The following is a 14,655-nucleotide window of genomic DNA, read 5'->3' on the forward strand; positions in this document are numbered from 1 at the left end:
CTTGAGCGTGCGGGTTGGCCGGGTCCGAGGGCGCCGACGTCATTTGCTTCGACAATACCGCATCAATCGACAAGGTTTTGGCCGGCGCAGGGCCCGTAGGCTCGCGCCAAACGGCTGATCATCGTTTGCTATCCGCCCGCTCGCGCCCTACCGCTATAAAATGCTTCACAGCGCTGCCTTGGCGAGACGTGGAAGGCAGGCCGTTAACGTTTCTTCTTGTTCGGCGGACGCTTGCGTTTGCTCGGCGGCGCGACCGGGGCTTCCGGCGTTTTCTGGTTCACCTGGTCGAGCAGTTTTTCGGTCAGCGTTTTTTTGCCGTTGCCTGATTTTTTGGTGGCCACCGCGTCGATCACCTCGCCGTCGGCGTCCAGGTCAAAGTGCTTGCCCTTGGGCAGGGTCTTCTTGACCAGCAAGCGTTCGCCGATGCCCCACATGCTGCTGGCGATGAAGTAGATGCACAAGCCGGCGGGGACTCGGAAGAAGAACAGACCCATGAACAGCGTCATGATCGTCATCACTTTTTGAGTCATCGCGGTCTGTTCGTCGGTGGCCGGCGGCATGAACAGTTTCTGCTGCGTGATGAACAGCACGACGACGAAAATCGGCAAGATATTCAGATAGGGTCCCAGCCAGCCCGTGCCGCGACCGGCGATGAATTCCGGCATCCAGTCGCCCCAGTACATGAATTGATCGGGGGCGGCCAAGTTGGAAGCCCAGCCGTTGGGCGACCACAGCGGTTTTTGCCTCAGGTCGATGTCGACTGACAATGCGCGGTACAGCCCCATGAAAATCGGCAACTGCAAAAACATCGGCAAGCAGCCGGCCAGCGGATTGAACCCGACTCGCTTTTGCAATGCCTGCTGAGCCTTCAAACGGCCTTCCATGTCGTCCTTGTATTTCTCCGCGATCTTCTTCATCTCCGGAGCCAGCTCTTGCATCCGCTGCGCGTTGACCGCCGCGTTACGGCTGAGCGGGAACATGCAACCGCGGACGATCACCGTCAGCAGGACGATGGCGACGGCGTAGTTGCCGACGATGCTTTGCAAAATGTGCAGCAGCCCGGAGAGCAGGCTGGAAAAGAACGAGAACCAACCGTAATACACAAAGTCGCCGATGCCATATTGCTCCAGCAACTCGGGTTCTTTGGGGCCGGCGTACATCCGCAGCGACTGACCAAAGGCCTGGCCCGGCGGAACCTCGATCGTCTTGCCGTTCAAGAAGTACGAGACGTTGATCGCGCGCTCTTTGTGTTTTTCCACGTCCGATTCATCGGCAACGATCGTGGCGCTGGCCCGGTCGTACGCCCCCAGTGACGTCTTCTCCTCGGGCGGCATGAAGGCGACGGCGAAATACTGCGCGTCGACACCGATGTAATTTAGATCTCGCCCCGCCTCGCCGCTGTCGGAGGCAAAGATCGCGTAGTTGGGGTCCTTGGGGTCATTGCGCGCTTCTTTCAGCAGCGTCATCCCGCTGACCAGGCTATGTCCATCGGCGGTGGTGCGATAAACCACATCGCGGGCCGCCGCACCGCTGAAGTTGGGGCTGATCTTGTTGCTGTACCACCACCCTTCCGGCGTGATCCCGTTGGGGCCTTCCAGTCTCAACGCCAGATTTTGTGCGGTCTCGCCGAGGTTGATGACTTCGACGTCCATGTCGACGACATAGCTTTGCGGATTCAGGGTAAACGATCGCGTCATCCGCACCGCTTCGCCGCCGATCGGCTGCAGGGCTTTGGAGCCGATCGTCGTCTCGAACCGAATGGTTTCGCTTCCGTCGTCACCGGTTTGTTGACTGGCCGTCCACATTTGAGTTTCCGGGTCGGCCAAGGTTTGCAGCGAACGCTCGCCGATGGGGATTTCCTTGCGGCCGACTTGAGCCAGGGTGACCAGGCAGGACAGACGCGACAGGTTGCCCGGGATTTCGTCTTCGCCGCCGTAGTCTGCCAGCCGGATCAGATCCAAGGGGTGCTCGGTCAGCTTGGCTTCAAACAGCAACGTTTTTGCCGTCTGTCCGTTTCGGACGACTTCCACGGTCACCGTATCGCCCGGTTTCGTGGTCACCAGCGATTCTTGAATGTCGTCGACCGAGGATATCGGGGTTTCGCCGATCGCCACGATCACGTCCCCGACCTCGATTCCTTTTTCACCGCTGGTGGCGACGGCAAGCGCGGCGGGCGTGCCCGGGCCGACGACGTTGACCGTGACCCCGTCGATCTCAGCGTTCGCCCGGCCGGCAAAGTAGCCCAGATAGCCGCTGCGTGTGTCGACGCGACGGTAGGCAAACCTGCCTTCTTCGTTGCGGGTCGTGATCTCAATCCGCTCGATCGCACCGCCCTGATTGCGGAACGTGATCAGCAAATTGTGCTTGTCGGCCGGATCCATGGATCCGATGGTGAACCATTTTGTCGCACCCTTGGTCGACTGGATTCCCTCTTCTTCTGTCTCTGCATCGCCGCCCCCCAGCACTTCTTCGCTGGTCGGGGCGACCGGGGCGGTGGCCGCGGCGTTGTCGTCGGTCGCCTCGGCAACCTCGGCAGCTTGTTCGGCCAGTGGTGCCTGTTCGGGCTGTGGCGGTGCGACGACGGCGCGGAGGGACAGATAAAAAAAGAGGAAAGCCGCCGATGCGACGACAAACGTGTAGGTGCGGCGATCCACGATCGATCCGGTTGGGTTGAGATGGAGGGAAGTCCACCGGCAGGGATTTGACGCGGTTCGACACGCCAGGATTCAGTCCTGGGCACCAGGGAGTGCCAGGGAGTGCCAGGGAGTGATGGTGTGGTGGTGGTTTTTCAATTGGGAGGAAAAACGGGCGTTCCGGGCGCGTATTCTGGCCCCCAAGGCGGATCTTGGGAAGGCGAAGCCGGCGAGCGGCCTGTCGATTTCGTTGATGTACCCGAATCAACGCGAGGATGTTAGCCCGAACGCGTGAGCGAGGGGCGCCAGCCGGCCCCCTGCTACGGCGTGCGGGCTTTAATCCAATACCGCTAGGTTACCTCAATGGTGAGGCCGCTCGCGCTGGCCCGAACCGGCTGATGTCAAACAATGATTAGCCGTTTGGCGCGAGCCCACGGGCCCCGTCCCAAACGGCCTGTCGGTTGGGAAAACCAGGGGAAGTTTGTGGAGCTTCGTTCCAACCAACTTTCAATTGACGCCGCCGCGTCCCTTCTGCTATTTCCAGCCCGCCAACTTCCCTTTTGGAGACGGAATTTCAAGGATGACTTCCACACGACCCTTCGGCCTGATGCTTTCGCTGGTATTGATCGCCATTTGTACCCCTCGCGATGCCCTTGCCCAGGCGAATCAGCAACGCGGGGCGACGTTCGGCGGGATCGCCGGCGCGATCGCCGGAGGGCTGATCGGGGATCACAACGATGAAGCCGGCGCGGGCGCGGCGATCGGTGGCGTGGTCGGTGCGGTGGCCGGAGGCATCTTGGGTAACGCGGCCGACAAAGAAGCGGCGCTCGAACAACAGCGGGCGGCGTATTACCAGGCGCAACGGCAGCAGTATGCCGCCCAGCAGCAGGCCGCGGTCCAGCAATCCGCCGTCACGCTACAGGACGTGATCTCGATGTCGCGCAGTGGACTCAGCGATCAGGTGATCATCAATCAAGTTCGGCAGCGCGGCTACCTCGGTAAACTCGTCGTCGCCGACATCATTGCCTTGCACCAGCAGGGCGTTAGCGAAAGCGTGATCACGGCCTTGCAATCCGCCGGCCCACCAAGTTCGCCCGCACCCGTCACCGTTGCTCCCTCGGCGCCAACGGTGGTCGAGCAACGGATCTATCGCCCGGCGCCGATCATCATCGAGCACCACACGCTGCCGCATTATCCGCCGCCGCACTATCGGCACGGACGTCGGCCGATGTTCTATTACCACCACCACTGATTTAGCCGTCGGACAAACCTTGCCGCGCCCTCAGTCGCAGCACCATGGCTGCGGTGACCGCCATCACCATGAGCGCGCTAAAGGCAAAGTAGCCGACCACGATGTGCAATTTCCCGGCATTCACCTCCGGGTTCTCCGGCGCGATTTCTTCGTTCAGCGGTAACGCGAACAGCGCCGAAAACGGGCTCGCCACTCCCGTCCAATCGGCCTGGGCGATCACCGGGGCGGACATTTCCAGCGTTCTCGCCAAGGTCGAGAGCGCCGGCGGTGCGACATACAGCAACAGCAGTACGGCGTAGGTCGTCAACAAAGCGATCGAAGACTTGCGTGTGAACAGGCTGCACGCCAGCGCGATCACACAGTTGACCAAACAGACCACGGCGATGATCAAAAACATGCCCAGCACCGTCAAGCCGTTGGACCAAAACGATGTGTTCAACACCGCACCGAGAATCAAGGGCCACATCAGAAACGACGTCAATACAAAGCTGATTCGAAACCGCACCACAAATTTTCCCCACAGAATCTGCACGGGTGAAAGCGGCGTCGTCAGCAAAAGGTCCAAGGTCTGACGTTCGCGTTCACTGGTGATGCTGCTGGCCAAGAACGAGGGCCCGACCAACATGTTGAACACGATCACGTAAACGCCGAACCAGGGCGCATGCTCTTGTTTAAAGAACAAGAACACGCCCATCATCGGGATCGCCAACAAGATGCTGATCTGGATCACCAGACGCAGCATCAACGTGCCCTGACTGAAGATCTCGCTGTGCAGTTCTTTGTCGTAGACGGGATTCGCACCATCGGCCATCATTTCGTCTTTCCGTGGCGGTGCAAACAATCGGTCGGGAAACTGGTCCGGTTGGATCACCAACCCGACCGCCTCTTCGGCTTCACGTTCCAAATCGATCACTTCTTTGCCTTCGCTGCCCACGTCCGGCGGATAGAGCATGCGCCCGGCTGCGGCGGCTCCCATCAAGATCACGGCGGTCAACCCGAAGGCGGGAAAGACGATCGCGGAGATCTTGAGCCGCAAATCACCCTCGCTGGCCATCGAGGCCCAAAACAGGCAGGCGCCGATCACCAACGGCAAGATCGCCAGGTAGCTGACCACCAACGCACTGCTCGTCCGCGGAAAATAGCTGCTGGCCATCACGCCGATCGCGCCGAACAGGACCACCGAAATGATCAATCCCAAATAGGCGGCCAACACCTCGTAAACACTCACGCCGCCCAGCGGCAGACACAAGACGATGATCGGCAGCGAACCGATGATCAGCATGCCGATGTGGGTCAGCGAAGCGACGATCTTGCCGATGATGATCGCGCCGGGCCGCAACGGACTGGCCAATAACATCTCATACGTCTTGCGCTCTTTTTCACCCGCGATCGTGCCCGCCGCAAAGCTGGGGGCCATCAGCGAAGCGATCACGTATTGCCCCAGAAAAAACAGGTTGACCAACTTCGTCGCCGAGGGCGGGTTGGACGTCAGGTCCAGTCGCTGGTCCGAGGGCCAGGCGGCGACGACCACCGTCGCCAACAGTAACTGGTAGACGGCCAGCAGCACGAACGCTCGCTTGGTGCGCAGATTGACCAGTAATTCACGTTGCAGGACCGGGTTTTCGAAAACGTACATGAATGAAAAGACTTCCGTATCACGGGACATGCCGACGGGGGCTTGCGCACAAATCGATGTGGGCGGGTCGAAGTGGGCGGGAATTCCTGATTGCCCTGTCAGTTTCGACGGTGCCTGACCCCTTTTCCGCTCTGACCCCTTTTCCGCTCCGACATTCTACGCGATCGGAGTCTTGGAGTTTTCGCCGGCCTGCTCAATCACATATTTTGGGACCGCATAGCCGGGTAGCCTGGCCCGCAGTTGCTCGAGGAGCTGCTTGCCGCGTTCGATGTCGACCCAAAAATGGCCGGCTCCGCGGACGCGATCGAGTTGATGCAAGTAGTACGGCACGACGCCCGAATCGACCAATTTCAGCGACAGATTTGCCAGTGCGTCGACCGAATCGTTGACTCCGGCCAACAGGACCGCCTGATTGAGCACCGAGATCCCCGCACGCCTCAACCGATCCAGCGCCGCGACGACGTGGAAATCGATTTCTTGAGCGTGGTTGCTGTGCACAACGACCCAGACGGCCAAACGCGAGTGGTCCAGTCGGTCGACAAGCTCGGCGGTGACCCGTTGCGGAATCGCGATCGGAAGTCGGGTGTGAATCCGCAGCCGGCGGACGTGGGCGATCGCTTCAATTCGGTCGATCAATTCCGCCAACACGTCATCGGTCAACGTCAACGGGTCGCCCCCGCTGAGCAACACTTCTTCGATCGATTCGTCGTCCTGAATGTATTGCAAGGCAGGCGCCCAGGACTGTTTCCGCGATCCGTTTTCCAAGTAGGGGAATTCGCGCCGGAAACAATAGCGACAATGCACCGCACAGGCCCCATGTGTGACGATCAAGGCCCGCCCGTCGTACTTGTGCAACAGCCCGCCGCCTCGTTGGGCCGGTAAATCGCCGACGGGGTCGGACACGAACCCGGGCCGCTCGGCGAGTTCGTCCGCGGTGGCCAGGACCTGGCGCAAGATCGGATCGTTGGGATCGCCGGGGGTGATTCGGGAAACAAGTTCGAGGGGCACGAAGGTCGAGAACGCCTCCGCCCGCTCCGCCTGGGGGTCCGCCGCGAGGCCCAGCAACCGACGCAGCTCGCTTTGAGAGCGGATGGCCCGTTTCATCGCGGTCTGCCAACCGACCTGGCGGGGGTTCGCGGCGAAGGAACGGGCGCCGTTTTTCGGTGCGGTGGCGGTGGGCGAACAATCAGAAGGTGACATGGATCCGATCCCGGGGCGGTTTCTGGAGGGTTCGAGAAAACTAGCTTCTACCCGGTCGGGACAAAACCGCCCCTGCTCGGTAAACTCTCGCCCCGATGGGAGTCATTGAAACTCCTGATCGCCCCCGCAGAAGTCTGTATCACGGAGCCGGACAAACCGATGGCAACTTACAACACCAGCGATTTCCGAAAAGGGCTGAAAGTCCAAATCGATGGAGAACCTTACCTGATGACGGACATGCAGTTCGTCAAGCCGGGCAAAGGCAACGCGCTTTACAAGTGCAAACTGAAAAACTTGATTCGGGGCACCACCTTGGATCGAACCTACAAGGGCGGCGATTCGTTGGAAGCCGCCGACGTCCAGACCACGGACGTGTCGTTCCTGTATCGCCAAGGTCAGGACTACGTCTTCATGCACCAAGAGACGTTCGAGCAATACGAAGTGCCCGAGAACGTCGCCGGGGACATTTGGAAGTACCTCAAGGACGGCATGATCTGCACGATGACGACGTACAACAGCAACCCGATCATCGTCGAACCGCCCACCATGGTCGAATTGGAAGTCACCGATTGCGCCCCCGGCGCCAAGGGTGACACCGCGACCAACGTGACCAAACCGGCGACGGTCGAAACCGGTGCGGAGTTCATCGTTCCCGGATTCATCAAGACCGGCAATGTGATCAAAGTGGACACGCGAACGGGCGAGTACAGCGAACGCGTCAGTAACTAAATGGTCAACCCTCTCCTGCTTCCCGAACTCCGAGAGATGTTGGCCGAAAGTAATTCGGCCGAGCTGGTCGAGTTCTGCACGGCGCTCAATGCCGGACGAACCGCGGAATTCATGGAGGGGCTCGATGACGTCGACCTGTGGTCGGTGTTGCAGTACGCGGATCTGGATCGACGCGCGGAGATTTTCTCCTACTTCGACGAGCAGCGACAAGTCGATCTGTTGCAGAGTCAGGAGCCGCGCGAAGTCGCCACGTTGGTCGACAGGATCGCATCGGACGATCGCGTCGACCTGATTCAGCAACTTTCTCCGGCACGCGTCAAGGCGATCTTGCCGCTGTTGCCGGTCGAAGACCGCCGCGACATCTTGCGACTGTGTTCCTACGAAGAGGGCACCGCCGGCGCGTTGATGACGTCGGAAGTCGCGATGCTCGCCGAGTCGCTGACGGTGTCCGAGGCGCTCAAGGAACTCGGCAAACAGGCCAGCGAGCTGGAAACGATCTACTACCTGTACGTGGTCGACAACGACAACCTGCTGCGAGGCATCGTGTCGACGCGACAACTCGTTTCATCATTATCCCGTACCGAACGCACGCTCGGCGAAATGATGGAGACCGATGTCATTGTCGCTGAAGTCGACGAGGATCAGGAATCGGTCGCCGAAAAAGTCGAGCGATTCAACCTGCTCGCCATCCCGGTCGTCGATTCGGGACGTCAGTTGCTGGGGATCATCACCCACGATGACGTGATCGACGTCGTTCGAGAAGAGTTGACCGAAGATGCCCATCGGATCGCCGCCGTCGAACCGCTGGAACAAGACTACTTGCGGATCGGTTTGCTGACGCTGTCGTGGAAGCGGGGCATCTGGCTGATCATCTTGTTCTTCGCCGCGCTGCTGACCGCGTTCGCGCTGGAACACTATCACGAAGAGCTGCAAAACTATATTTGGCTGGTCTCGTTCATTCCCCTGATCATCAGCGCCGGCGGAAACTCCGGCAGCCAGTCGGCGACTCTAGTGATCACGGCGCTGACCGGCGGCCAGTTGGAATTGACGGATTGGCGGACCGTGATTCAGCGTGAAATCGTGGTGTCCTGCGTGTTGGGCGTTTTCCTTTCGACGATCGGTTATTCGGTCGCGATCTTCATGGCGCCGACACCGTTTGCCGCCCTGGTGATCCCGCTGACCTTGCTGGCCGTGATCATCGTCGGCTGTTTCTTCGGCGCCGCGCTGCCGTTGATCTTCCAGAAACTCGGCCTGGACCCCGCCATGATGAGCAACCCCTTCGTCGCCGGAATCGTCGACATCCTGGGCATCGTGATCTACATCAACATCGCTCGAGTGATGCTCTGACGAGATGCCGGGCGTGCGTGCCCGCACACCAATTCTCAAGTCATTGTGGTGGCGGTAAACTTCGGTTCGTTCATTTCTTCCCACCAACTCCACCGCAGCTGCCATGACGGATTATCGAACCGAACACGACTCCATGGGTGACGTTCAGGTACCGGCCGACGCTTATTACGGCGCCCAGACCCAACGCGCCGTCGAAAACTTCCCGATCAGCGGGTGGCGGCTGCCGCAAACCATGATCAGCGCCATGGGCATGGTCAAGCACGCCTGCGGCGTCGCCAACAGGGACCTCGGCAAATTGACCGGCAGCGGCAAAAACCCGCTGACGGATTCTCAGGTCGAAGCCATGCTGGCCGCCGCCGAAGAAGTGATCGAAGGCAAACTCGCTGCTGAATTCCCGGTCGACGTCTTCCAAACCGGAAGCGGCACCAGCAGCAACATGAACGTCAACGAAGTGATCAGCAATCGCGCGATCGAAATCGCCGGCGGTGATCGGATGGCGTTGGAAAAACCGATCCACCCCAACGACCACGTCAACATGGGGCAGAGCACCAACGACACCTTTCCCACCGCGATTCATGTCGCGACCGCCGTTCAAATCCAGACCGCACTGATCCCGGCACTGGAGTCTCTGCACGCGTCCTTGATCACCAAGGCGAAAGCCTGGGACAAGGTGATGAAGATCGGACGGACCCACCTGATGGACGCCACCCCGCTGCGGCTCGGTCAAGAGTTCGGCGGATTCGCGCGGCAGGTGGAACTGTCGATTGCGCGGGCCAAGGTGGCTCGCGATGCCGTGTTGGAATTGCCCGTCGGCGGAACCGCGGTCGGCAGCGGAATCAACACCCACCCCGAATTCGGCGCCCGTGTCGCCGCCGCACTGCAACAGCGAACGGGCATCGCGTTTATCGACGCGGTCAACCATTTCGAAGCCAACGCCCAACGCGACGCCTTGGTTCAATCGCACGGCGAACTGAAGTGCATTGCACAAACGTTGTTCAACCTGGCCAACAACATTCGCTGGTTGGGTAGCGGTCCACGTTGCGGGTTCTACGAGGTGCAGCTTCCGTCGCGACAACCCGGCAGCTCGATCATGCCCGGCAAGGTCAATCCGGTGATGTGCGAGTCGATGATGCAATTGACCGCCCGCGTGATCGGGAACGACGGCACGATGACGCTCAGCGGCGCCGCCGGCGGCAATTTCCAGCTGAACATCATGATGCCGGTGATGGCCCACACCGTGCTCGAATCGATCGCCTTGCTCAGCAGCGGCTCCAATGCGTTCGTCGAATTCTGTGTCGAGGAGATGGAGGCGAACGAAGAATCCTGCAACGCGGCGGTCGAACAAAGCCTGTCGATGTGCACCAGCTTGAATCCGTTGATCGGCTATGAACAGGCGGCGAAGTTGGCCAAAGAGGCCTTCGCGAGCGGTCAGACGATTCGCGAACTGTGTCTTGAGAAAGGGATCTTGGCCGAAGACGTTTTGGCCGATGCCCTGGACCCCTGGAAGATGACCGAGCCGCAGGGCTGAGCGTTTTTCGGCTTGTTCCCCGGCTCCGCTTGGAAACACGCCGGCGTGGAGGCACGGGACGTCGATTCTTTTTCTGCGGGATTTGGCAACCGCCTTACGGTGTCGTCGACTACGTTGACTCCGTTCGCCCGCGCCAGGCGACTTGACGCCCGGCGAGGTGATTGGCCAACGCAATCCATTGCAGCACCACGAACGTCATCGTCGCGGGGACGTGACACAACGCTCCGAACCAAGACTGTCTCAACCGCGCCGCGGCGACGAAACGCGGCACGTGGGCCACCACCAACGCCAGCGTTGAAATCGTGATCGCGACCGGGTTCCGCTCAGCGACCGAAACGACCAACGCAACCAACGGCAGCACGCTGCACCCGAGCAGCAAGATGGTAAACACGACGATCAGCTTTGGATTGGCGATCCCTTCGATCGCGTTCTTCAGCACGCCGCGAACCACCTCGGCCGCGCCCCGGTACATCCGGCAATCCGCCAGTTCCGTCCCGTCGACCACGTCCGTCATGATGCCGGCGGATCGATACGCGCGCGGCAGTTTCACTCCATCGTGTCGCGATGGTTTGATCGCCTCGTGGGTGCCCGCCTTTCGGTAGGCATCGCGTGTGGAAAGAAACAATTGCCCGCAACCGGCGGCGAGACTTGCGTCACCATGGGAACGCATCCGCGCGAAAGGCAGGTAGCACAACAAAATAAAATGCATCATCGGGATCAACCATTTCTCCAACCACGTCCCGGTGATCTGGTGGGGAAACGCGCTCAGCAGGCCGACATCGGTTTGATCTTGGTACTGCATCAATCGCCACAACGCGTCGGGCGCCAATCGCACATCGGCGTCGATGAACACCAATCGTTCGCTGGTGGCGGCGCCGGCGAGTTGCCAGCAGGCGTGTTGTTTTCCATTCCAACCGGATGGCAATGGTTTTCCGTGAATCAACCGAACACGTTGATCGCGTTGTGCAAACTCGGTCACGATCTCCGCTGTGGCATCGGAGGAGTCGTCATCGAGCACGATTGCTTCCACCGCGACGTTTTCACTCGACAGAGCCGCTCGCAGACAGTCGGCAATGCCGGACGCTTCGTCGCGAGCGGGGATCAACACCGAGACGCTCGGCGGTGAAGAGGCATCGGTCAGGATAGGTTGGCGTTCCGCCTGACGGCGGTGGGCGCGGCTGAGAATGCGGCTAAAGCCTGGACACCAACGGTTGATATTGGTGTTGATGGTGCCGAGACATTGAAACAACCGCAGGTTGGCCACGAACATCGCGGCTGGAAAGCTCGTCAACACCAAAGCCGCGATCGCCAAAAACAGGGTCATTGAAAATGGTCTCCGTGACCGGCCTTGAAGGACTTGCCCGTCAGCATCGCTTTGACACGTCGACAGGAATCGTACACCCAGCCTCCTCCACGTGTCCCGCTGAGCAGGTTGTCGAACGGTTCGCACGATCGCGAGATGGTCAATTCGGCCAACCGCGTCTGGGCGTCGCGCAGCCCGCCGGCTAAGTGTTTGGCCCAATCCGGCTTGGACCACTGCGGATGGTCTCCCGTTCGCATCGGCACGCCCAACGAGATCAGGCAAACGGGCAACCGTTCCTCCCAAAACACATACTCCAGCGCCAACGGCAGCGCGACGGCATGGTCGAAACGTTTACACAGGTGCGACAGGCCGGGCATCAATTCAGCGCCATGGTCACGCACGTCCGCGAACCGGCCTTCGGGAGTGATCCAGATGGCCGAGTCCGGTTGATTCAAGATCGAGACGCTTTTCTTGAGAAACGACGCGGCCCCCGATGTGCTGGAGAGTTTGACGCCGTAGAAGCCGAGCTTTTCAAAGACGCTGTATTGTTCCAGGGCTTCGGCATCGATCGGTGCAAAGAAATGACGTTGGGGGAACAGCGTCCGGTGCAGAAAATGTGCGATCAACGGATCCCACCACGAAGGATGGTTCGCGTAGACGATCAACGGTGCGTCACTGGCAAAGTCGGCCGCCGGGTGCGTCGACCGATCGATGGCGATGGAATGAAAGTGACGACGTAGGTACGGTCGCAAGAACGCGTGGAAACCGCCGAGGAACCAGGCGGCCGGTTTCTTGACCAGCAATTGGTCGCCTTGCGTTTCTCGCACATCAGCCTTCGTCATGGTGTCCGATGGGGCAATAGTGTTGGGGTGGGTGGGACGGATTCGCAGTCCGTCCCACGTCGGCAATCCGTCCCATCGCTGATTCAAGTTGTACCGGATCGAAGCGGCGTCAGTTTGCCACCGCGGACATCCTGGTCCAGCGAATCGGCCGCAATCCAGCCGCTCATCATCACCATCGGCATGCCCGGGCCGGGGTGTGCAGCTCCGCCGGCCAAATACAGTCCACGGAGATCCTTGCGGCGATTGCCCGGCTTGAACGCGCCGAGAAACTTGCCGTGGCTGGCCAGCCCATAGATCGCACCGTTGAGCACTCGATAGCGGTTGTGAATGCCCTCGGGCGTCAACGCCGATTCGTGCACGATTGCGTCGCGAATGCCCTTCGTCCCGGCGCAGGATTCCATCTTGTCGAGAATCACTTCGCGATACTCCGGCAGCATCTTTTTCCAATCATGATGCTCGCGCAGGTAAGGCGTGTGGACCAAAATGTACAACGACTCACAACCCGGCGGCGCCACCTCCGGCTCACTGATTGCCGGGGCACAGACATAGGCGGTCGGGTCGGGCGCCGGTTCGCCGCGATCGTAGATGTATTCGAACTCCTGCTCGGGATCTTTGGAAAACACAAAGTTGTGGTGCAGCAGTTGTTCGTAGCGTCGGTTGAGCCCCAAGTACAACACGACTCCGCTGCAGGCCGGGGAGTACGTGTTGCTCTTTTCAAACTTCGTCGATTGCGGCGTGTCTTGCAGCAGTTCGCGGTAGGTGCGGACGGCGTCGCAGTTGCTGACCACGGCGTCACACGGCAGCGTCTCTCCCGATGCCGTGATCACTCCGGTGACCCGATTGCCACTGGTTTGGATCCTCATCACGTCGACCCCGGTGCGGACTTCAACGCCCAGTTCAACGGCCAGTTTGCAAAGCGCCTCGGGGACCGCGCGGGTTCCGCCGACCGGATACCAACTGCCTTCTTCGGTTTGCATGTGGGCGATGCTGCACAGGACGGCCGGTGACGCGTAGGGCGACGAGCCGACGTACTGGGTGAAGTGGTCCATCATTTGAGCGACGCGGGCATCCGGGACATGCGACCGCACCACCGAGGCGACGCTTTTACCCATCCTCAGCGAGAGCACGTCCTTGAGCACTTTCAACGAAAACGCTCCGCCGACGTCCATCGTGTCCCCCAGGCCGCCGATCGATCGCCAAAAGAAAAACCGATCCGAGACGCCGTGCAGGTGTTCGCTCAACTGGATGAATTTCTCATAGCCGTCCGAATTGACGTCGCCGCCGGTGAACGCTTTCAGGCGGGCTTTCATCTCCGGCGTGCTGGAGACCAGGTCCAGGACCGTGTTTTCTTCGACTTTGCCGCCCTTGCCATCGCTTTCAAAGAAGCAGCGCCATTGCGGATCGAGCGGCAAGATTTCCAAGTAGTCTTCCATCTTGCGATCGGCTTCGGCGAAGACGCGTTTCAACACGCTCGGCACGGTCAAGATCGTCGGCCCCATGTCGAATCGGTAGCCGTCGGCGCAGTGCTGGGCCGCTTTTCCACCCACCCAATCGTTCTTGTCCAACAAGGTCACGCGATGTCCCCGGGCGGCCAACACACAAGCACTCGACAGACCCGCCAGGCCGCTACCGACGACAATGACGTTCAAACTCTTGGAATCGGCTGCAATCATCTTTGCTCTCGATTGGATGGATACGCTGGACTATAGCCGGGTAGGAAGCCTGCGGTGCTTGCACGGGTGGCTTATGTCTTTTTGACGCCCCCGACCATCCGCCGCAACCCGGCGAGTCGTTTTCGGACTCCGCCGCCGTGCAAGACCTGCAAAACACCGTGCAGCATCTGCTGGTCGGATTCGGAGCGGGGCCGCAAATGCGGCGCGATCGGCCCGCGGCGTCGGCTGATCACCTTCGCTGCCGTCATCGCCAGCAAGCCTTCCGGCCCACGCGTCACCCCGAATCCACTTTGCCCCCGTCCGCCGAACGGCAATCGCGGATCCGCCGTCGGCGCGATCAAGTCGTTGATCGTGACGGTTCCTACATTCAGTTGAGTGGCCACGTCAGCGGCCGCCGAGTTCGGTCCGAACACGCTGGCGGCCAACCGGTAGGGACAATCATTGACCAGCCGGATCGCGTGATCGTTGTCATCGGCACAGATCACCGACAGCACCGGCGCGAAAATGTCTGC

At 60.2% G+C, this 14,655-nt stretch carries 11 protein-coding genes; 4 read left to right on the plus strand and 7 right to left on the minus strand.

What is annotated here, in order from left to right:
- Positions 1-203 precede the first annotated feature (203 nt).
- A complete protein-coding gene (locus tag ABX749_RS04940) occupies positions 204-2,654 on the minus strand; it encodes a YidC/Oxa1 family insertase periplasmic-domain containing protein (RefSeq protein WP_372895012.1) in 2,451 nt (816 codons plus the stop codon).
- Between the two features lie 559 nt (positions 2,655-3,213).
- Between ABX749_RS04940 and ABX749_RS04945 the strand changes: the two genes are divergently transcribed.
- Positions 3,214-3,885 (plus strand): glycine zipper domain-containing protein, encoded by a 672-nt coding sequence (locus ABX749_RS04945; protein ID WP_372895013.1) that lies wholly within the window; start codon positions 3,214-3,216, stop codon positions 3,883-3,885.
- Between the two features lies 1 nt (position 3,886).
- On the opposite strand, the gene ABX749_RS04950 is transcribed toward ABX749_RS04945, so the two are convergent.
- Positions 3,887-5,551, minus strand: coding sequence for an ABC transporter permease subunit (locus tag ABX749_RS04950; RefSeq protein WP_372895014.1), 1,665 nt, complete (start codon positions 5,549-5,551; stop codon positions 3,887-3,889).
- 126 nt (positions 5,552-5,677) lie between these two features.
- Positions 5,678-6,721, minus strand: coding sequence for an EF-P beta-lysylation protein EpmB (gene epmB, locus ABX749_RS04955; protein ID WP_372895015.1), 1,044 nt, complete (start codon positions 6,719-6,721; stop codon positions 5,678-5,680).
- 159 nt (positions 6,722-6,880) lie between these two features.
- Between epmB and efp the strand changes: the two genes are divergently transcribed.
- The 3 genes from efp to ABX749_RS04970 all read left to right on the plus strand — a co-directional run bounded on the left by efp (position 6,881) and on the right by ABX749_RS04970 (position 10,325).
- Complete coding sequence (gene efp / locus ABX749_RS04960; RefSeq protein ID WP_095737819.1) at positions 6,881-7,450, plus strand: elongation factor P; 570 nt, start codon at positions 6,881-6,883, stop codon at positions 7,448-7,450.
- Positions 7,451-8,797, plus strand: coding sequence for a magnesium transporter (mgtE, locus tag ABX749_RS04965; protein WP_145217425.1), 1,347 nt, complete (start codon positions 7,451-7,453; stop codon positions 8,795-8,797).
- Between the two features lie 103 nt (positions 8,798-8,900).
- Entirely contained in the window at positions 8,901-10,325 is a 1,425-nt protein-coding gene (locus tag ABX749_RS04970; protein ID WP_372895016.1) for a class II fumarate hydratase, read from the plus strand.
- 109 nt (positions 10,326-10,434) lie between these two features.
- Here the strand turns inward: ABX749_RS04970 and ABX749_RS04975 are convergent, their stop codons facing one another.
- The 4 genes from ABX749_RS04975 to ABX749_RS04990 all read right to left on the minus strand — a co-directional run.
- Positions 10,435-11,649: a glycosyltransferase family 2 protein gene (locus ABX749_RS04975; protein ID WP_372895017.1), complete on the minus strand. Its 1,215-nt coding sequence runs from the start codon at positions 11,647-11,649 to the stop codon at positions 10,435-10,437.
- Positions 11,646-12,557, minus strand: a complete 912-nt coding sequence (locus tag ABX749_RS04980; protein WP_372895018.1) for a lysophospholipid acyltransferase family protein — start codon at positions 12,555-12,557, stop codon at positions 11,646-11,648. Before ABX749_RS04980 ends, ABX749_RS04975 begins: the two co-directional genes overlap by 4 nt.
- Positions 12,554-14,143 (minus strand): phytoene desaturase family protein, encoded by a 1,590-nt coding sequence (locus ABX749_RS04985; protein WP_372895019.1) that lies wholly within the window; start codon positions 14,141-14,143, stop codon positions 12,554-12,556. Before ABX749_RS04985 ends, ABX749_RS04980 begins: the two co-directional genes overlap by 4 nt.
- Positions 14,144-14,214: 71 nt before the next feature.
- Positions 14,215-14,655: aldehyde dehydrogenase family protein (locus ABX749_RS04990; RefSeq protein WP_372895021.1), on the minus strand; the 441-nt coding region annotated here is incomplete at its 5' end.

The sequence above is a fragment of the Stieleria sp. genome, from assembly GCF_041595215.1.
Taxonomy (GTDB): Bacteria; Planctomycetota; Planctomycetia; order Pirellulales; family Pirellulaceae; genus Stieleria; species Stieleria magnilauensis.